Annotated in this window: 14 protein-coding genes and 1 pseudogene; 5 read left to right on the top strand and 10 right to left on the bottom strand. The window is 52.2% G+C overall.

What is annotated here, in order from left to right; all coding sequences use genetic code 11:
* Positions 1-269: 269 nt before the first annotated feature.
* The 6 genes from glgP to asd form a co-directional block, all read right to left on the bottom strand.
* The gene (gene glgP, locus BS639_RS22555) at positions 270-2,717 is read right to left on the bottom strand and encodes a glycogen phosphorylase (protein WP_084984383.1); all 2,448 of its coding nucleotides are present in this window, start codon (positions 2,715-2,717) and stop codon (positions 270-272) included.
* A 29-nt stretch (positions 2,718-2,746) separates the two neighbouring features.
* Entirely contained in the window at positions 2,747-4,177 is a 1,431-nt protein-coding gene (glgA, locus tag BS639_RS22560; RefSeq protein WP_055776001.1) for a glycogen synthase GlgA, read from the bottom strand.
* Between the two features lie 85 nt (positions 4,178-4,262).
* Complete coding sequence (glgC, locus tag BS639_RS22565; protein WP_055775997.1) at positions 4,263-5,540, bottom strand: glucose-1-phosphate adenylyltransferase; 1,278 nt, start codon at positions 5,538-5,540, stop codon at positions 4,263-4,265.
* Positions 5,541-5,564: 24 nt separating this feature from the next.
* On the bottom strand, positions 5,565-7,553 hold the full coding sequence (gene glgX / locus BS639_RS22570) for a glycogen debranching protein GlgX (RefSeq protein ID WP_084984384.1): 1,989 nt from the start codon (positions 7,551-7,553) through the stop codon (positions 5,565-5,567).
* Complete coding sequence (gene glgB, locus BS639_RS22575; RefSeq protein ID WP_084984385.1) at positions 7,553-9,739, bottom strand: 1,4-alpha-glucan branching enzyme; 2,187 nt, start codon at positions 9,737-9,739, stop codon at positions 7,553-7,555. The genes glgX and glgB overlap by 1 nt, the downstream gene beginning before the upstream one ends.
* Before the next feature lie 400 nt (positions 9,740-10,139).
* Entirely contained in the window at positions 10,140-11,243 is a 1,104-nt protein-coding gene (gene asd / locus BS639_RS22580; protein ID WP_055775987.1) for an aspartate-semialdehyde dehydrogenase, read from the bottom strand.
* A gap of 227 nt (positions 11,244-11,470) precedes the next feature.
* On the opposite strand from asd, the gene BS639_RS22585 reads away from it, so the two are divergent.
* The 3 genes and pseudogenes from BS639_RS22585 to BS639_RS22595 all read left to right on the top strand — a co-directional run bounded on the left by BS639_RS22585 (position 11,471) and on the right by BS639_RS22595 (position 13,258).
* Positions 11,471-12,064: a YhgN family NAAT transporter gene (locus BS639_RS22585; RefSeq protein ID WP_055775986.1), complete on the top strand. Its 594-nt coding sequence runs from the start codon at positions 11,471-11,473 to the stop codon at positions 12,062-12,064.
* Between the two features lie 164 nt (positions 12,065-12,228).
* A pseudogene (locus BS639_RS22590) lies at positions 12,229-12,624 on the top strand (aldehyde dehydrogenase family protein); the annotation flags it as partial.
* Between the two features lie 166 nt (positions 12,625-12,790).
* Positions 12,791-13,258 carry a DUF3574 domain-containing protein gene (locus BS639_RS22595; RefSeq protein ID WP_084984386.1) on the top strand — a complete coding sequence of 156 codons (468 nt, stop codon included), beginning with the start codon at positions 12,791-12,793 and terminating at the stop codon, positions 13,256-13,258.
* A 133-nt stretch (positions 13,259-13,391) separates the two neighbouring features.
* On the opposite strand, the gene BS639_RS22600 is transcribed toward BS639_RS22595, so the two are convergent.
* Positions 13,392-14,576, bottom strand: a complete 1,185-nt coding sequence (locus tag BS639_RS22600) for a NupC/NupG family nucleoside CNT transporter (RefSeq protein WP_055775982.1) — start codon at positions 14,574-14,576, stop codon at positions 13,392-13,394.
* Between the two features lie 139 nt (positions 14,577-14,715).
* Complete coding sequence (gntT, locus tag BS639_RS22605) at positions 14,716-16,032, bottom strand: gluconate transporter (RefSeq protein WP_055775977.1); 1,317 nt, start codon at positions 16,030-16,032, stop codon at positions 14,716-14,718.
* Positions 16,033-16,308: 276 nt separating this feature from the next.
* On the opposite strand from gntT, the gene BS639_RS22610 reads away from it, so the two are divergent.
* Positions 16,309-16,842, top strand: a complete 534-nt coding sequence (locus BS639_RS22610) for a gluconokinase (protein WP_055775974.1) — start codon at positions 16,309-16,311, stop codon at positions 16,840-16,842.
* Between the two features lie 17 nt (positions 16,843-16,859).
* On the opposite strand, the gene gntR is transcribed toward BS639_RS22610, so the two are convergent.
* A complete protein-coding gene (gene gntR / locus BS639_RS22615; RefSeq protein WP_055776316.1) occupies positions 16,860-17,855 on the bottom strand; it encodes a gluconate operon transcriptional repressor GntR in 996 nt (331 codons plus the stop codon).
* A gap of 402 nt (positions 17,856-18,257) precedes the next feature.
* On the opposite strand from gntR, the gene BS639_RS22625 reads away from it, so the two are divergent.
* A complete protein-coding gene (locus BS639_RS22625; RefSeq protein ID WP_055775971.1) occupies positions 18,258-18,752 on the top strand; it encodes a GNAT family N-acetyltransferase in 495 nt (164 codons plus the stop codon).
* 35 nt (positions 18,753-18,787) lie between these two features.
* On the opposite strand, the gene BS639_RS22630 is transcribed toward BS639_RS22625, so the two are convergent.
* Entirely contained in the window at positions 18,788-19,996 is a 1,209-nt protein-coding gene (locus tag BS639_RS22630; protein WP_084984387.1) for an MFS transporter, read from the bottom strand.
* Positions 19,997-20,295: the final 299 nt, after the last annotated feature.

The following is a 20,295-nucleotide window of genomic DNA, read 5'->3' on the forward strand; positions in this document are numbered from 1 at the left end:
CCACCCCCATTGTCTTTATTACCCCACCCCCGCCAATTGGCTATTGGTTTTTTTTATTAACTCTGCCCCTTTTGGGTATGGGATCATCTTAGAAACTCTGACCCTTAGGGGAAGGGGATCATCTTAGAAACTCTGACCCTTAGGGGAAGGGGATCATATTAGAAACTCTGCCCCTTAGGGGGAGGAGATCATCTTAGATACTCTGACACTTAGGGGAAGGGGATCATATTAAAAACTCTGCCCCAAAAAATTTGGGGCGGAGATCTGTTCTAAAGTTTTACCGGTTTTATATTCCAAATCTTCTCGGCGTATTCACCGATCGTTCTGTCCGACGAGAAATATCCCATGTTGGCAATATTAAGCAGTGCACGGCGGGACCACTCATCCTGCTGCTGATACAGCTCATCAACTTTATCCTGCGTATCAATATAGCTGCGGTAATCAGCCAGCAGTTGGTAGTGATCGCCTAAATTGACCAAACTGTCGAACAGGTTGTGATAACGCTTAGGCTCGCCGGGACTGAACGTGCCGGTCGCAATTTGCGTCAACACCTTGTGCAGCTCCTCATCGTTTTCATAGTACTCGTGCGGGTTATAGCCGTTGTTACGCAAGGCCTCCACTTCCGGCGTGGTGTTACCGAAGATGAAAATATTCTCCTCGCCGACGTGTTCCAGCATTTCGACGTTGGCGCCGTCGAGGGTACCAATGGTCAGCGCGCCGTTGAGAGCAAACTTCATGTTACTGGTGCCCGAAGCTTCGGTTCCGGCCAGGGAGATCTGCTCAGAAAGATCCGCCGCAGGAATGATCAACTGTGCCAGACTGACGCTGTAGTTAGGAATGAATACCACTTTCAGCTTGTTTTTAGTTCGCGGATCGTTATTGATCACATCCGCCACATCGTTGATCAAGCGAATGATCTGCTTGGCCGCATAGTAGGCGGAAGCCGCTTTACCGGCGAAAATAACCGTACGTGGTACAAAGTTTTCATCCGGATCGTCAATAATACGGTTATAGCGGGTGATCACGTGCAGCACGTTCAGCAGTTGGCGTTTGTACTCGTGAATGCGCTTGATCTGCACGTCAAACAGGCTGTGGGGGTCAATAACCACGCCCAGCTTCTCCCCAACGTAGGCAGCAAGACGCTTTTTGTTCTCATACTTGGCCTTCTGCAACGCCTTTAGAAAACTTGGATAATCGATGTCCTGCTTAAGCTCGGCCAACTGGCTCAAATCGGTTCGCCAGGTATGACCGATAGCATCATCAAGCAGTGCGGAAAGTGGCTTATTGGCCAATCCGAGCCAGCGACGTGGCGTAACACCGTTGGTCATGTTGCAGAAACGATCAGGGTAGATTTTGGCAAAGTCGGCAAACAGTGATTTAACCATCAGGTCAGAGTGCAGCGCCGATACGCCGTTGACTTTATGGCTGGCAATCACCGCCAACCAAGCCATGCGAACCTTACGGCCGTTATTTTCATCAATAATCGATACCCGCGATTTCATTTCATTGTCGCCGGGCAGCACCTCTTCCACGTGATTGAGGAAGTGTTCGTTAATTTCGAAAATCAGCTGTAAATGGCGCGGCAAAATTTTGCCCAACATGTCCACTGGCCAAGTTTCCAGCGCTTCGGTCATCAATGTATGGTTGGTGTACGAGAACACGCGACTCACGGTGTCCCACGCAGAAAGCCAGCTCACCTTATGCTCGTCAATGAGCAGTCGCATCAGCTCGGGAATCGACAACACCGGATGCGTATCATTCAGGTGAATGGCGATTTTATCGGCCAGATTAGCGAAAGTTTTGTGAGTCATGTAGTGGCGATTCAGAATATCCTGCACCGTTGCCGAGACCAGAAAGTATTCCTGTCGCAGGCGCAACTCGCGGCCCGAATAGGTTGAATCGTCTGGATAAAGCACGCGTGACACGTTTTCGGAGTGATTTTTATCCTCGACCGCGGCAAAGTAATCGCCCTGATTAAACTTGCCGAGGTTAATTTCGTTACTGGCCTGCGCGCCCCAAAGTCGCAGCGTGTTGGTGGCATCGGTGTCAAAGCCTGGGATCACCTGATCATAGGCGACGGCCACTACTTCTTCCGTCTCGAGCCAGCGCGTTTTTGACCCCTCGTGCTGCAAGCGTCCGCCAAAGCGCACTTTGTAGCGGGTGTTGTAACGCTGAAACTCCCACGGGTTACCGTATTCAAGCCAATAGTCCGGTGACTCTTTTTGCTCGCCGTTGACTATTTTCTGCGAAAACATACCGTATTCATAACGAATACCGTAACCGCGACCCGGCAAAGCCAGCGTTGCCAGCGAATCGAGGAAACAGGCGGCCAGTCGCCCTAAACCACCGTTGCCTAAGCCGGGATCGTTTTCCTCGCCAATTAACTCCTCAAGATCCAGCCCCATCTCGTCCAGCGCCTGCTTGGTATCGTCGTAGATACCCATCGAAAGCAGCGCATTAGACAACGTGCGGCCAATCAAAAACTCCATCGACAGGTAGTAAACCTGCCGCACGTCCTGTGAAAGCTGATGGCGATTTGAACGCAGCCAGCGCTCAACCATACGATCGCGAACGGCAAACAGCGTGGCGTTTAGCCAGTCATGCTGATTGGCCACGGAGGGATCTTTACCAACGATAAACATCAGCTTATAGGCGATAGAATGCTTAAGCGCCTCAATGCTGACGGTGGGTGAGGTGTAGTTAATCGGTGAAGTCATCGCGTTATGTTCCCAATTTTGTTTGTGGTTCACAGCCGTTGATAAAGATTTTTATAAGCCTGAGCGGCTACTTTCCAACCAAAATCTATCCCCATCGCATGGTGCTGAACGTGCCGCCAGTGTTTTGGCCGGCTCCACAGCACGAAAGCACGTCGAATCGCATTGCTCAGCGATTTTCCGGTGCTCTCTTCAAACACAAACCCACTGGCCGTACCGTCGGCCAGATTTTCGAGTGCACAATCCACGACGGTATCAGCCAATCCGCCGGTGCGTCTTACCAGCGGCAGCGTGCCATATTTCAGTCCATAAAGCTGGGTGAGCCCGCAAGGTTCAAAACGACTTGGCACCATGATGACGTCAGCCCCGGCGATAATGCGGTGCGAGAACGCCTCGTGATACCCCAACTGTACGCCAACTTGCCCCGGATGGTCGGCAGCGGCGGCCAGAAAAGCCTGCTGCAAAACGGCATCACCCGCACCCAGCACCGCCAGTTGACCGCCCTGTTCCAGCAGTTCTGGCAGGCCTTCAAGCACTAAATCCAGCCCTTTTTGACTGGTGAGACGGCTGACCACGGCAAACACTAGCCGCGAGTCATCAACGTCCAGTCCCATCGCCCGCTGCAAATAGGTTTTATTGATCGACTTGGCGCGCAGATCGTCGGCGCTGTAGCGTGCAGACAGCAGCACGTCAGTTTTTGGCTCCCAAATCGCTTCATCCACGCCGTTGAGAATACCGGTCAGCTTGCCCTGATTCTGCCGCTCAAGCAGCAGTGACTCCATGCCGTAGCCAAACGCCGGTTGCGTGATCTCTTTGGCGTAGGTCGGACTGACGGTGGTAACGTGGTCAGAATAAAACAGCCCGGCTTTCAGGAACGAAATCTGCCCATAAAATTCCAGCCCGTGCATTTGGAAAAAGTCGGCAGGCAGTTGTAATTCAGCCAAATGATGGGCAAAGAACAACCCTTGAAACGCCAGATTATGCACGGTAAACACGGTTTTTGCCGGGCGCCCACGCGCCACGATATAGGCCGACGTCAGGCCCGCGTGCCAGTCGTGGGAGTGCACGACCTCCGGTTTCCAGTGACTGTCAAAACCACAGGCCAGCTCGCAGGCCATCCAGCTCAGCAGAGCAAAGCGCAAATGGTTATCTGAATAGGCATTCGAAGACTGGTCGTGATAGGGACTGCCCGGCCTGTCGTATAGCCCAGGTGTATCTATCAGATAAACACCCACTCCCTGATAAACGGCATAAAGCAGCGAAACGTGGCCTGCGAACGTGTCCAGCGTGCCAACGAGTTGGGTCTCCCCGATGCCTTTTTTAATATCGGGGAAAGCAGGGATCAAAACGCGAACATCGTCTCCCTCGGCAATTTGCGCCGCGGGAAGCGCACCGGCGACGTCTGCTAGACCGCCGGTTTTCAACAGAGGAAACAGCTCGGAACAAACATGTAAAACCTGCATTCTCGCTCCTGAAACGTCTTCACGCCAAACACAGCGAATGGTGTGAACGGAAATAAGTGAATAATTCGATCGTTTTCGCCAGGCTTTATAATTTCGCCAACATAGCGCGGGTCACCAAAACAATCCCGCTTTCCGATCGATAAAAACGCTTGCTGTCTTCCTCTGCATTTTCGCCAATGACCATTCCTTCAGGGATTTGGCAGGCTCTGTCTATCACACAGCGACGCAGACGACATGACCGACCAATCTCAACATCAGGTAATAGAATGCTTGAGTCGATATTGCAAAATGAATTGATGCGCACCCGTGGAAAAAGCACCGAATGCACCACCACTGACCCCGAAACGATGCAGCCGCCAGAAACCAGAGAGTTCATGGTCATGCCGTGACTTCCCGAGCGGTCCTGCACAAATTTCGCCGGCGGCAGCGGTTCCATATGGGTGCGAATCGGCCAGTTGGTGTCGTACATGTCCAGCTCGGGCGTCACCGACGCCAAGTCAAGGTTCGCACGCCAGTAGGCGTCGATAGTGCCCACGTCGCGCCAGTAGGGCGGCAACTCAGTGTTTGAGGTGACGCACGACAGGCCGAACGGATGCGCCCAAGCCACGCCCTGACGGGTGATTTTAGGAATAATGTCTTTCCCAAAATCGTGGCTCGACTCTTCGCTGGCCATGTCCTCCTCCAGTAGCCTGAACAAATAGTCCGCATTGAAAATATAGACCCCCATGCTGGCCATTGCCTTATCGGGCTGGCCGGGAATTGACGGCGGGTCCTTGGGTTTCTCAATGAAAGACTTAATTTGGTAGTCTTCGGCGACGTCCATCACGCCAAACTCGCTGGCCTCGGACAACGGCACTTCGAGGCAGGCAACGGTGCATTCTCCACCCTTTTCAACGTGATCAATCAGCATGCGGGAGTAATCCATTTTGTAAATATGGTCTCCTGCCAAAATCACCACGTATTCGGCACGATAGCGACGAATAATGTCCAGATTTTGGTAGACCGCATCGGCGGTGCCTTTATACCAATGCTCAGTGCTTTGACGCTGCTGCGCGGGCAGCAGGTCCACAAACTCGTTCATCTCTTCATTGAGAAATGACCATCCGCGCTGGATGTGCTGCACCAGCGTATGGGACTGATACTGCGTAATCACACCAATGCGGCGTATGCCCGAGTTCAGGCAGTTAGAGAGTGCGAAATCGATAATGCGAAACTTTCCGCCAAAATGGACTGCGGGTTTGGCACGGGTGTTGGTCAAGTCTTTCAGACGCGAACCTCTCCCCCCTGCCAGGATCAGCGCTACCGACTTGAGAGGTAATTGCCTCGCCAACATCATGCGGTCATTGAATTCTAACGTAGCCATAGCTGAATCCTTCCTAATGCCCTGCTAACCTTGGGTCAATACGCAGAGCGTTTTAGCCGTCGCTCGCCAAGACGAGCTTTCCCTGACGTTTTGTTGTTCATTGTCAAAAGGCGCAACGCAGGTCCAACCGCCCTCCGGTAATGTCATTTCAACGTCATTAAGTGATGAATTGACCACCAGCAACCAGCGGTCAGACAAACGAATTTGCAGGCATTGCTGCCCGCCTTGTTCCCAGCTTTTTGTTGTCATCGGCTGTCCTGCGCCGTCGAGCCACTGCACTTCTTGTGACGTTTCCTGCCACCACCGGTCCTGATTCAATGCCGGAATTTTTTTACGTAGGGCTATCAGCGCACTGACATAGTCAGTCAACGTCTCGTCGGCGTCTGACCAGTCGATCCAGGTCAGCGCGTTGTCCTGACAATAGGCATTGTTGTTACCCTGCTGAGAATTGCCCAGCTCATCACCCGCCAGCAGCATCGGCGTTCCCTGCGACAGCATCAGCGTGGCGAGCAGCGCACGCTGACTGAGTTTTCGCTGCTGTGACACGGACATTGAAACGTTAAGCCCCTCTTCGCCGTGGTTCTGGCTGTAGTTGTTATCATGTCCGTCGCGGTTATCTTCCCCGTTGGCCTGATTATGTTTCTCATTGAAGCTGACTAAATCACGCAATGTGAACCCGTCGTGGGCGGTCAACATATTCACCGCCGAAGAAGGCAGGCGATTATGGTGATCAAACAGGTCGGCGGAGGCCGCAAAACGGGTGGCAAACGTCCCCAGAGAGAGCGTACCGTACAGCCAAAACTTACGAATATCATCGCGCCAGCGGTCGCTCCACTCAGCAAAGGGCGCAGGGAAATTGCCTACCTGATAGCCACCCTCGCCTATGTCCCACGGCTCGGCAATGAGCTTACAGCCGCTGAGCAACGGGTCAGCTTTAATGGCCTCAAACAGCGGAGAGTGAGGGTCGAACTCCGGCGTGCGTCCGAGTAAAGTAGCCAAATCGAAGCGAAAACCGTCAACATGATAGGTTTCAACCCAGTAGCGCAGACTCGCAATCGTCCAGGCAATAACCTCATCATCAATCAGGCGCATGGCGTTGCCGCAGCCGGTAAGATTGTTGTCACTGCCGTCCGGATTCAGCCAGTACCAGGCCCGATTATCTAAACCGCGCAGAGAAACCGTCGGGCCTTCAACGTCTAGCTCGGCGGTGTGGTTGAACACCACGTCGAGCAGCACTTCAATACCGGCCTGATGCAGCGCCTTTACCGCTGTCTTAAATTCGTCCTGCGCACTCACACCATTAACGCCGCTGGCATACGCAGTTTCCAGCGCCCACGGTGCCAAAACGTTGTAGCCCCAATAATTGCTCAGGCCCAAACGCTGCAATCTGGGTTCATCGGCGTGGTGCTGAATTGGCAGCAGTTCCAGCGCGGTAATCCCCAAACGTTTGAAATAGTTAAGCATCACCGGGTGTCCAAGCGCGGCGTAGGTGCCGCGCAGCGCGTCGGGAATATCTGGGTGCAACTGAGTGAGCCCACGAACGTGCGCCTCATAAATCACGGTTTTACCCCACGCAATGCCCGGCGCAACGTCGTTTTGCCAGTCAAAGCGGTCATCCATCACCCGTGACTTGGGGACGACATCGGCACTGTCTCGCGCGTCGGCCACGTCAACGCCGCCGCACAGCCGTGGGTCGTCGGAGAGCTTGCCTTCTATTGCTCGCGCACTGGGGTCAATCAGTAATTTTTGTGCATTAAAACGCAGCCCCTGCGAAGGCGAGAACGCACCGTGGGCGCGAAAACCATAGCGTTGCCCCACTTTTGCACCCGGCAAATAGCCGTGCCAAAGATTGCCGGTGCGCGTCGGCAGTGCCAGACGCTTTTCATTGCCCTGCTCGTCAAACAGGCAGAGATCAATCTTTTCAGCCGTGGAAGAAAAAACGCAAAAATTGACGCCATCTCCATCGAAATGAGCACCAAATGGCGAAGATTTACCCGACTGAAGCGATCTCATCAGCAATCCTCCCGCCGCAGATAGATCGTGGCTAAAGGCGGGATCACCAGCGAAAGCGAGTGTTCACGCTGGTGACTTGGGTAAGGGTCGGTATACACATCGCCGGCATTACCGATATTGCTGCCGTGATAATGATGGGAGTCGGTATTGAGTACTTCGTGATAGCGACCCGGGCGGCTCACGCCAATGCGGTAGCCGTAGCGCGGAACCGGTGTGAAATTGCTGACCGCAATCAGCTCGTTGCCGTGTTCGTCTCGGCGAGCAAAGGCAAAAATCGAGTTTTCATGGTCATCCACCACCAGCCACTCAAAACCGCGCGGATTGAAGTCCAGCTCGTAGAGCGCCGACTGCTGTTGGTAAGTGTGATTGAGGTCGCGTACCAGATTTTGCACGCCGCTGTGCCAACCGTTCGGGTCGTCGAGCAGGTGCCAGTCGAGACTCTGGTTAAAGTTCCACTCGCGGCCCTGCGCAAACTCACAGCCCATAAACAGCAGTTTTTTACCAGGATGTGCCCACATAAAGCCATAATAGGCGCGCAGATTGGCAAATTTTTGCCAGGCATCGCCGGGCATCTTGTCAATCAGCGAACCTTTACCGTGCACCACTTCATCGTGCGAGAGCGGCAGGATAAAGTTTTCGGTGTAGGTGTAGAGCACACCAAAAGTCAGCAGGTTATGGTGATACTTGCGGTGAACCGGATCAAGCTGCATGTATTTCAGGGAGTCGTTCATCCAGCCCAGGTTCCACTTGTAGTGAAAACCTAGCCCGTTAGCCTCGGGCGGCAGGGTCACGCCAGGATAGTCGGTTGACTCTTCGGCCATAGTGACTGCGCCGCCGAGCTCTTTACCAATGGTATGGTTGGTGTACTGCAAGAAAGAGATGGCCTCAAGATTTTCGCGGCCACCGTAGTGATTGGGTATCCACTCACCCGCTTTACGGCTGTAGTCGCGGTAAATCATTGATGCCACCGCATCGACCCGCAGGCCGTCGATTCCGTAGCGCTCAATCCAGTAGAAACCATTGCCCGCCAGATAGTTACGAACTTCGTGGCGGCCATAGTTATAAATTAGCGTATTCCAGTCCTGATGATAGCCTTCGCGTGGGTCGGCATATTCGTACAGCGCCGTGCCGTCGAACTGCGCCAGCCCGTAGGCATCACTTGGAAAATGACCGGGCACCCAGTCGAGGATCACATTTAATCCGGCGTTGTGTGCCGCATCAATAAAGGCTTTAAACTCGTGAGGCGAACCGTAGCGGCGGGTTGGCGCATACATGCCCAGTGGTTGATAACCCCAGCTGCCGTCAAACGGATGCTCATTGACTGGCATCAGTTCAATGTGGGTGAAGCCCATCCATTTCGCATAAGAGACCAGTTGTTCTGCCAGCTCGCCGTAGCTCAGCCAGTAATTATTGTCGGCATGGCGACGCCAGGACCCAAGATGCACCTCGTAAACCGACACCGGCTGATTGAGCGCATTGGCTTTTTTGCGTTCTGGGGAATAGTCGACCTTTTCTGGCAATTTACGCACCAGCGAGGCAGTATCCGGGCGCATTTGCGCTTCAAAAGCGTAAGGGTCAGCGCGTAGACTGACGTGACCACGGCAGTCGATAATTTCAAACTTGTACAGTTGGCCTTCACAGGCGGCAGGGACAAACAGCTCCCAAATGCCGTTTTCACGTCGTAGACGCATCGGATGGCGGCGACCGTCCCAAAAGTTGAACTCTCCCACCACCGAAACGCGGATGGCATTGGGTGCCCAAACGGCAAAACTGACCCCGTCAACGCCGTCCAGATTCTGCGGGTGCGCACCCAGTTTTTCATAGGGGCGAATATGGGTACCTTCCGCCAGCAGCCAAATATCCAGCTCCTGCAGCAAGGTACCGAAACGATAAGCATCATCAATGATATGAACGTTGTCGCCCCAGCGCACTTCAAGCTGATAGCGGAAGAATTTTTTGCGCCTTGGCAGCAGGCCAACGAAAAAACCGCGATCGTCATAGCGGCTCAATTCAGCCACCCGACTCTGTTTTTGGGCGTCAATCACCCAAACCTGACAGGCGTCAGGTAAAAGTGCGCGCACCTCCAGCCCTGCGGCAACCTCATGCATCCCCAGCAATGAGAAAGGGTCGGCATAGCGGCCGGAAATAATCTGATTAATAACGTGCTGGTCGGGAAGTACTGGCATGGTGTTTCGTCCTGTGATCAATTAATCAACAAATCCAATAAAATCATTGTGTCAGCCCGATCGTATTTTCCATTAGCGTCGTCTATTCATCCTGAATAAGGCCCATTTGCCAGGGTAAACCCGTAAAGATTACACAGCTCTCTACTATGCTCCGGCTGAGGGAGCAAATTACGTTTGCGTTCACACTTCTGAAAAAAAACAGACAAATGCCCTACTCAAATTCCGAATCACTCTCTACTAAGCATAGACAAAGCTTTCTAAGAACAAGGCCTGAATTAAAAGAAATTTTTGGTAAAGACGAGAAGTGGTAGAAAGGTCAAAAAACAGCCAAAAAGGCGGTAAAAAAGCATTAAAAAAGGGATACCCAACGGCATCCCTTAACATCACGCCCGAGAAGGGGTTACAGCAAAATACGCAGCATGCGGCGCAGGGGTTCGGCAGCGCCCCACAGCAGTTGGTCACCCACGGTGAAGGCTGAAAGATATTCAGGCCCCATATTCAGCTTGCGAAGACGTCCCACCGGCGTATTCATGGTGCCCGTTACCGCAGCCGGCGTAAGTTCACGCATTGAAAGCTCACGGTCGTTAGGAATAACGCGAACCCAGTCATTGTGGGTCGCCAACATCTGCTCGATCTCAGGGATCGACACGTCTTTTTTCAGTTTCAGCGTGAATGCCTGGCTGTGGCAGCGCAGCGCGCCGATGCGCACGCACAGACCGTCTACCGGGATAATGCTCGAAGTGTTCAGAATTTTGTTAGTCTCGGCCTGGCCTTTCCACTCTTCTTTGGTCTGGCCGTTGTCGAGCTGTTTGTCGATCCACGGGATCAGGCCGCCAGCCAGAGGTACACCGAAGTTGTCCGTCGGCAGCGTGCCGCTGCGGGTCAGCGCCGTCACGTTGCGTTCAATATCAAGTATTGCCGACGCCGGGTTCTGAAGCTCGTGCGCGACGCTATTGTGCAGCATGCCCATTTGAGTCAGCAGCTCGCGCATGTGACGTGCACCGCCACCGGAGGCTGCCTGATAGGTTGCCACTGACGCCCACTCGACCAGATTGTTGGCAAACAGGCCACCCAGAGACATCAGCATCAGGCTCACGGTACAGTTACCGCCAACAAAGGTTTTTACGCCCTTGTCGATGCCTTCATGAATCACTGACTTGTTGACCGGGTCCAGAATAATAATCGCGTCATCTTTCATTCTTAAAGAAGAAGCGGCGTCTATCCAGTACCCCTTCCAGCCGATTTCACGCAGCTTTGGATAGATTTCATTGGTATAATCCCCGCCCTGACAGGTAATGATAATATCCAGCGCACTCAGTGCGTCCAGATCAAAGGCGTCTTGCAGCGTGCCTTGATGGCCGCCAAATACCGGCGAAGGCTGGCCGTGCTGCGAAGTGGAGAAGAATACCGGACGAATGGCGTCAAAATCGCGCTCTTCTGTCATGCGTTGCATGAGCACAGAACCGACCATACCGCGCCAGCCGACGAAACCTACATTTTTCATAATTACTGTCCTGCCGTGAGGGTGATAACTGCATTTATTGCGCGTTTGCACCGTTTTAGCGCAATTTCCCCGTGTAAAGCGGGTGAAATTGCGACGTGTTGCCCCGTTAGCGCGCGAGTGTATACCTTACAAAATGTACGCTAAGTGGCAAGTGAATTTAATCGATACCAGACGCTTTGTTAGCAGCTTTGCTTATAGAGAGAATAATATCCAGGGGGATAGCGGTTATGACTGAAATGATTTCAGCCACAATATTGTTGTTTTTAATTATGGATCCACTGGGCAATCTGCCGATTTTTATGTCGGTGCTCAAACACCTGGATCCGAAACGACGTCGCGTGGTGTTGATCCGCGAAATGTTGATCGCGCTGATCCTGATGCTTATCTTCCTTTTTGCCGGCGAGAAGATCCTGTCCTTCCTGAATTTGCGCACTGAGACAGTGTCAATTTCCGGCGGCATTATTCTTTTTTTAATCGCTATCAAAATGATTTTCCCTTCTCAGGAAAATAACAGCTCTGGTTTGCCTGCGGGCGAAGAACCTTTTCTGGTGCCGCTGGCGATACCGCTGGTCGCTGGGCCGTCAATATTGGCCACGCTGATGCTGCTTTCGCACCAATATCCCCATCAGATTGGTCACCTGACGCTGGCGCTGTTTATTGCCTGGGGACTGTCGATGGGGATTTTACTGCTGTCGAACCTTTTCCTGCGCCTGCTGGGCGACAGAGGCGTCAGTGCGCTTGAACGCCTGATGGGATTGGTATTGGTGATGCTCTCAACGCAGATGTTCCTTGATGGGATCAGAGCCTATCTGAAGATTTAGGATGTGTGTCGTTTGCTTCCCCATCCTAACCTTCCCCCGCTGAAAAGCGCGGGGGAAGGGATCAGAAATAAAACCACACCTGCTAGCGCTAGAGAGGGGGAAAAACACGAGGATTGGCGCAGACCGAAGTGCTGTTTACTGCCGACTATCTCGAGTATGCCTAACGCCTCTTCGTTCAGGAAGGCGTTTACTGTCAATTTATGACCCGTCTCACCCAGGCGTTTGAGCAGGTAACCTATGGCGATACGGCGCAAAATGCCGCGCTGGATATGGCGCCGCTTATCAGTGCCGAGGCACTAAAACGCGTTGAGGATAGTGATTGCGCTGGCCAATGGCAGCGAATACGGCCTTACTTCGGTATTTATACACAAAATATCAACACCGCGATGATCGCGCTGAAAAAACTCAAATTCGGCGAGACCTAGGTAAACCTTGAAAACTTCGAAACGATGCAGGGTTTTCACGCCGGTTGGCGAAAATCGGGTATTGGCGGCGCGGACGGCCGTCACGGCCTGGAGGAGTATTTGCAAACTCACGTCGCCTATTGGCAGTATCAGTAATTTATCGCGAAACAGTGGGGAGTTTTCACCAACTTGAGTGATTGCTTAGTAGGGATATCAGACCCTATGATATTGGCGGCGAATTTTACATAAGACCGCCGATAATAATACAAACAGCGCGAAAGGTGTTGCGCTGCCATTGATAGCAAATCACAAGGAATCAGCAATGAAGACCCCCGCTCTGCTTGCCGCTCTCGTCGCCGTAGCGCTTACCGGCTGTGCCGCCACACACCCTGCACCACAGGCGCCTTACCCACCGAAGGCCGCCGAAACTGTTGCGCCTGCCGCGCCGGTATTGGCCTGCAAAACCGGTAATCTGATGATGCAAACCACGCTTTACTTTGGCCTGAGCCGTCACAATGCCGCTCCGGTCAGCAAAGCGCAGTGGCAGTGGTTCGTCGATAAAGACGTAACGCCGCGTTTTAAAGATGGCTTAAGTGTATTTGACGCCAAAGGTCAGTGGTTGAGAAGTGAAGGCGTGGTGATTAAAGAGAACAGCAAAGCACTGATGCTTATCCGTGCGGATAATGCGCAAGAGCAGAAAAAAATCACCGAGATCCGCGATATCTACAAGCAGCGCTTTAAACAGGACTCGGTCATGCAGGTCGATAACCCAGCGTGCGTTGATTTCTAGGGAATGGGTGGTGTAGTCAGCACCCCCATCCTCACCTTCCCCCTTAGGGGGAAGGGACTAGATGGGTGTCGTACTGAAATAAAAAAGTCTTGCTGGAACATAAGGTTGGAATGGGGGAGCCGCGAGCTGAAACCTACAGCACTAATCCCGCAAAAGCCGCAGAAAGCAGGCTGACCAGCGTGGAGCCATAGACCAGCTTAAGCGCGAAGCGAGAAACAACGTTGCCCTGCTTTTCATTCAGCCCCTTGATAGCACCCGCCACAATACCGATAGAGGCAAAGTTGGCGAATGAGACCAGAAATACCGACAAAATCCCAAGGCCGCGCGGAGAAAGTTCGCTGGCAATTTTCTGCAAATCAATCATCGCAACAAATTCATTAGTCACCAGCTTGGTCGCCATAATGCTGGCTGCCTTCAGCGCGTCAGGCGCCGGAATGCCAATCAGCCAGGCAAAGGGATAGAAAACATAGCCCAGAATCTGCTGGAAGCTGATGCCGAAAATCGCGGTAAACAGCGCATTCACTGCGGCAATGATCGCAATAAAACCAATCAGCATGGCCATGATAATCACCGCAACCTTGAAACCAGCCAGGATGTATTCACCGAGCATTTCAAAGAAGCTTTGGTCTTCGTGCAGCTTTTCCAGCTTGATTTCAGGCTCATCGCCCAGCGGCGTAGGGTTGATAATCGACAGAATAATAAAGGTGCTGAACATATTGAGGATAAGTGCAGCAACCACATATTTAGGCTCAATCATGGTCATATAAGCGCCAACGATCGACAGTGAAACGGTAGACATCGCCGCCGCCGCCATCGAATAAAGACGGCGAGGAGAGATATCGGCCAGCACGCCCTTATAAGCAATAAAGTTTTCAGACTGGCCCAAAATCAAGGTACTGACGGCGTTGAATGACTCCAGCTTGCCCATGCCGTTCACTTTTGAAAGCAACGTGCCAACAATGCGGATCAGCAGCGGCAGAATACGCAAATGCTGCATAATCCCGATTAATGCAGAAATAAAGATAATTGGGCAGAGCACGCCGAGGAAGATAAATGCCAATCCTGCCTTACTCATGCCGCCAAACACGAAGTCTGAACCCTGCGCCGCATAGGTCAACAGGTTTTCAAAGAATCCGGAGACTGCGGTAACTATCGATAAACCGCTGCTGGCATGCAGAAAGAACCACGCCAGCAGGCCCTCAATCACAATTAATTGAAGGATCACGCGTGGGCGGATTTTTTTGCGATCATTACTAAAAATGAACGCCAGGAAGAAGATGACTACAAGAGCCAATATAAAATGCAAAACTGAGGGCATTGAAAGTTGTCCAGCATCAAAAATTATTTGGCCGTATTGAGCCACATTTTTGAGCAGCTTTCACTATTGTTGAAAAGATATTTATCGAGCAGAGACAGGTTCCTGCCGCCCAATGACGACAGGAACCTGAGAGGGAGAGTTAAACCACGTTCGCCAGCAGTAGACAACCTACCAGACCGCTTACCGAAATAATGGTCTCAAGTACTGACCAAGAACGCATGGTTTCACCGATTGTCAGGTTGAAATACTCTTTAAAGAGCCAGAAGCCTGGGTCGTTCACGTGAGAGAAAATCACGCTGCCAGAACCCACTGCAATAACCATCAGCTCAGGGCTCACGCCGGTGGTGGCAATCAGCGGAGCCGCAATACCGCCCGCGGTAATCGCCGCTACGGTCGCAGAACCCAGCGCCAAACGCAGCACGGCTGCAATGGTCCAGGCCAGCAGAATTGGAGAAAGCGTACTGCCCTGCATCAGCGCGGCGATGTATTTATCGACGCCGCTGTCAACCAGTACCTGCTTGAACGCGCCGCCACCCCCGATGATTAACAGCATCATGGCGATAATTTTAATCGAGTCAGTGATGGTCGCCATCACATCTTCCATCTTGCGACCGCGGTTTAAACCAAAGGTGAAAATAGCAATCAGCACCGCAATCAGCGTTGCCATCACTGGATCACCGAAGAATTCGGCATAAGACAGAATCGGGTGACCTTTCGGCACGATCATCTCGGTAATCGCGCGGAACGCCATCAGAATAACCGGCACCAAAGACGTCGCAACGCTGACACCGAAACCTGGCATCTCTTCTTCAGTAAAGGTTTTTGGGTTAAACAGGCCCTGAGGAACCGGCTTATCAATCCCTTTAAGGAAACGCGCATACACCGGACCCGCCAGAATAACCGTCGGCACGCCTAAAATTGCGCCGTATAGCAGGGTTTTGCCCATATCTGCATGGAAAATGGTGGCAATCGCGGTTGGGCCAGGGTGCGGAGGCAAGAACCCGTGGGTCACTGACAGCGCGGCAGCCATTGGTACACCGACGTAAAGCAGCGGCAAGCGCGCCGAGGCAGCAACGGAGAATACCAGCGGCAGCATCAGTACGAAGCCCACTTCATAGAACAGCGCAAAACCGACAATGAAACCGGTCATAACCAGCGCCCACTGGATGTATTTCACGCCAAACTTATCGATAAGAGTGGTCGCGATACGCTGGGCACCGCCGCAGTCGGCCAGCAGTTTACCCAGCATGGCGCCGAAGCCCATGATAAGAGCAAGGCTGCCGAGCGTTCCACCCACGCCGTTTTTGATAGAGGTGATCACTTTATCGACAGGCATGCCCTGCATCACGCCGACGGCCAATGCGACGAGGATCAGTGCGATAAAACCGTTTAATTTGAATCGGATCATAAGCAACAGCAGTATGGCAACACCAACTGCAACAATGACTAATGGCATAACTTTCCCCTTCCGCCTCTTTCTGCCCTATCCGGCCTCGAGCCAAAAAATGGCCGATGCTTTTGCGGTGCAGATAACAGTGCGCGAGTGATATTTTTTTGTAAGTTTGCGAGTTCAGCGCGAGCCTAATCAGCAGATAGCGCTAAAATTTACACAGGTTCCTTTGTGATGTTAGTCACACCTCCATTTGTTATCGGTATCATGATACCGGTAACATGCTAATATAAGGAATCGCCCACGCGGGTAAATTCTAAATATGGGACGGAGATCAAACTTATGGCAGGGCAAAGCATCATTTTGATGGGTGTGTCAGGCAGCGGTAAATCAACCGTAGGCGCAGCCGTCGCAAGAGCGATAAACGCTAAATTTATAGACGGTGACGATCTTCACCCCCGCGCCAATATTCAGAAAATGGCGAGCGGGCAACCGCTGAACGATGACGATCGCATGCCTTGGCTCGAGCGCTTGAGCGACGCGGCTTACAGCCTTGAGCACAAAAATGAAACCGGTATTATCGTCTGCTCGGCGCTGAAACGCCGCTATCGTGATGCGCTGCGCAAAGGCAACGACGGTATCATCTTCCTGTATTTGAAAGGCAGCGAAGAGGTGATTTTGCAGCGTCTGAAATCACGTGCCGGGCACTTCTTCTCGCAAGACATGCTGAAAAGCCAGTTCGAAGCGCTTGAAGAGCCGGGCGAGGACGAAGCCGACGTGGTGCGAGTGAACATCGACCATCAGGTTGAAGGCGTCGTGAAACGTTGCGTTACCGCGCTAGAAAATGCCAAAGCCAAGCACCGTACCGAGGCCTGAGAGTCTTTGACGGGCGGTTAAATACTGCCGCCCGCCGAAATAGTAAAGCCAACGTCGACCATTTTTGGTACCACTTCTTCACCACGCAGGCGCGCCAGTAAACGCTCGGCGGTAATTTGCCCCATGCGTTCACGCGGCGTGAGCACGCTCGCGAGTTTGGGTTCCATTGCCTGGCCCATGTTATGTCCGTGGAAGCCGGCGATCGCCATTTGTGAAGGAATATGCAGCCCTTGGCGCAGACATTCAAAAAACGCCCCAGCCGCCAGGTCGTCATTGGTACAGAAGATACTGTCAATTTGCGGATAATCGAGCTGGGCCTGACGCAGAAGCTCCGCACCGGCGGTGTAGCTGGACGAACGGCTGGTCATCACGCTATAAGGCTGCAAACCCGACTCGCGCATCGCCTGCTCATACCCTTCCTGTTTAATCAAGGTACGTTCATCCTGACGTGCGCCGAAGTACACAACGTGCCGATGCCCGTGGGCAATAATTTGCTGGGTCATTTGCCGTGCGGCTTCAAAGTTGTTAAATCCAACCGCTAAATCCACGCAGGGTGACACGCAGTCCATCATCTCGACTACCGGAATACCGGCAACTTCAATCATTTTCAGAGTACGAGCCGAGTGATTGCGCTCAGAAAGAATAAGCCCGTCAATATTGTAAGAAAGCAACGAGGTCAGACGCTGTTCTTCACGTTCTGCGCTGTAGCCATAGTGCGCCAGCATCGTTTGATAACCGTGAATATCGGTCACGCTCTCAATGCCGCGCAGCACCTCGGCGAAAACCTGGTTGGTCAGCGATGGCAGCAGCACGCCGATTGCGCGACTTTTCGCATTGGAAAGGATATCCGGTGCACGGTTAGGTATGTATCCCAATTCGTCCAGCGCAGCGGCAATTTTCTCCTGCAGAAGCAGAGAAACTTGTTCGGGATTACGCAAATAGCGGCTGACCGTCATTTTAGTAACACCTACGCGGTCGGCGACGTCCTGAAGCACTGGCCTTTTTTTCTTCATTTTCAATGAACTGGGATCAGAGGAACAAGCACGAATTTTAGCAAAAAATGGCGGGATTTGGCACAAAAACAGCATGCGTGAGGTAGCAACAATGAATTAAATTGCATGAATTAGATCATTAAAAGCAAAGGATTTGTTGAGGCAACAAAGTAAGGGGCAAATCGCAGGCAAAAAAAAGCCAGCACCCGGCTGGCTAAGTAATACTGGAAGCAATGTGAGCAATGTCGTGCCTCCCAGGGACCCGTTTGACTATGGTGAATAGCCATCCCCGGAACGCATGACAATAATAATCATTATCATTCGCAGTTGTAAAGCGTTTTTTTTCATCAATTATTAAATTGACTATCAAAAATATCCATATAAATTAGAAGGTTATTACACCACATGCGAAAGGAGCCTTATATGAGTCAGATTGATATCCGCCACGTTGAGCCTGAAGATTACTCGCAGCTTCACCAGCTATTCAGCCATGAACAGGTTTACAGCGATACGCTACAGCTACCGCACCCTGCTTCGGCGCTATGGCAAAAACGTACGACGGAAGAAAGACCTGACACCTATAGGCTTGTGGCATGTTTTGGTGAGCGCGTGGTCGGGCAGATAACCCTGCACGTTCAACCCCAGATACGACGCCGCCACGTGGCAAGCTTCGGCATGGCGGTGCATCCAGAATTTCAGGGGCAAGGTATCGGCAGCAAGCTGCTGGCAGCGGTGCTTGATCTCAGCGATAACTGGCTTGGCATCAGCCGCGTGGAGCTGACGGTGTTTGTCGATAACGCGGCGGCGCTGGCGCTGTACAAAAAGTTCGACTTTGTGATTGAAGGCACTTCAGAGGCGTTTGCCATGCGCAACGGTAAACTGATTTCCACCCATCACATGGGAAGAGTGCGTCTTTAAGTCATGACCCCTCCAGCCCCTGCGGCGGGAGGGTATTAACAACTATCCCCCGCCGTCGCTCGTTTTTCTTTATGCACGAGTCGCAGCACCAATGCCCCGCTCAGACAAACTGCAAAGGCCGAAGCCAGATAAATCGACGAGACCCCGGCGTGAATCATTAGTATTCCCGCTAACGGACCGGTAACGCCCAACGATAAGTCCATAAAAGCAGTATAAGTCGCCAGCGCGCTACCCTGATTCTCCTGCGGCAGCCTTTTCACCGCCACAACGCCCAGGGCGGGGAATACCAAGGAGGATCCTGCGCCGGTCAACATGGCACCCAGTAGCGCCATCGTTGGAATTGACGCTCCCCACACCAACAGTAATCCCATGATTTCAAAAACAAAACACGCCAAGGCAACGCGCTGTCCGCCAAAACGATTAATGCAGTTGGGAAACAGAAGTCGTATGCCAACAAATGCCGAGCTAAACAAGGTCAGAGCAAAGGCACCGCCGCTCCAGCCTTTGGCATCGTAAAATAGAGTAATAAAAGTGGCGATAACGCCAAATCCGGATGACGCCAGCCCCATCACTAACCCGTAGGGCAAGACTTTGCCAAGCACGTGGCGAAAAGGGATAGCGCTGCTGGCCGCTTTGCTCACGCCCGCTTTGCTTAGCGCCAGCAAAAATGCCGACAAAGAAATGGCGATAATGCACAGTGATAACAGCGCGAGACCGCCGAGATGAACAATCCATACACCAAGCGGTGCGCCAATCGCCATCGCACCATAGGTGACCACCCCGCTCCAGGAAATGACCTTACCGATATGCAATGATCCGACTCGGCCAATTCCCCACAGCGTAGAGCCGGTACCGGCAAAGCTTTGCCCCACGCCGAGGATAAGTCTTCCGATGCACAGCAGCAGCAGGCTTAAAATGGGTGAGGCGTTTTGCCACACCGCCAGCAGATAGAACACGCCGCTCAGCATGCATCCCGCCAGCCCAATCAGTACCACGCGCTTGGGCCCTAAAATATCCGCATAGCGACCGGCGTGCGGCCTGCTTAACAGCGTGGCAAAGTATTGAAGACTGATTGCCAGCCCTGCCCAGAAAGCGCTGAAGCCCAAATGGTCATGGACATAGCCGGGTAACACCGCCATGGGTAGACCAATGGTTAAGTAATTCGCAAAGTTGAAGATCATCACGGCGAGGATCTGCAGATTGATATTGGCCGGGCGCGTTGAAGTAGCTGCGGAAGACGACATTAAAGTGAGCAATCTCGTTAAACGTTAAGATATTTGGCGGCAGTAAGACTGTCCCCCCCTACTGATGACTTTATTCGTAATAGATTACTTAATCAACAATTCGCCGATCGCTGATTTTTTTCTTCTGAAATCAAAATGCTGTTTTTGATGAGCGCATAGTTCCCCCCTAAAAACATCCTATATACATCCAATTATATTTATAATTTTAAACAACAAAAAACACCCATTAACTTATTCATCACTTTATTCCTCTTCGCAATAATAAAAAATAACAGTCTTTATTCAATATATTACAATTG

The sequence above is a fragment of the Rouxiella silvae genome (assembly GCF_002093625.1).
Taxonomy (GTDB): Bacteria; Pseudomonadota; Gammaproteobacteria; order Enterobacterales; family Enterobacteriaceae; genus Rouxiella; species Rouxiella silvae.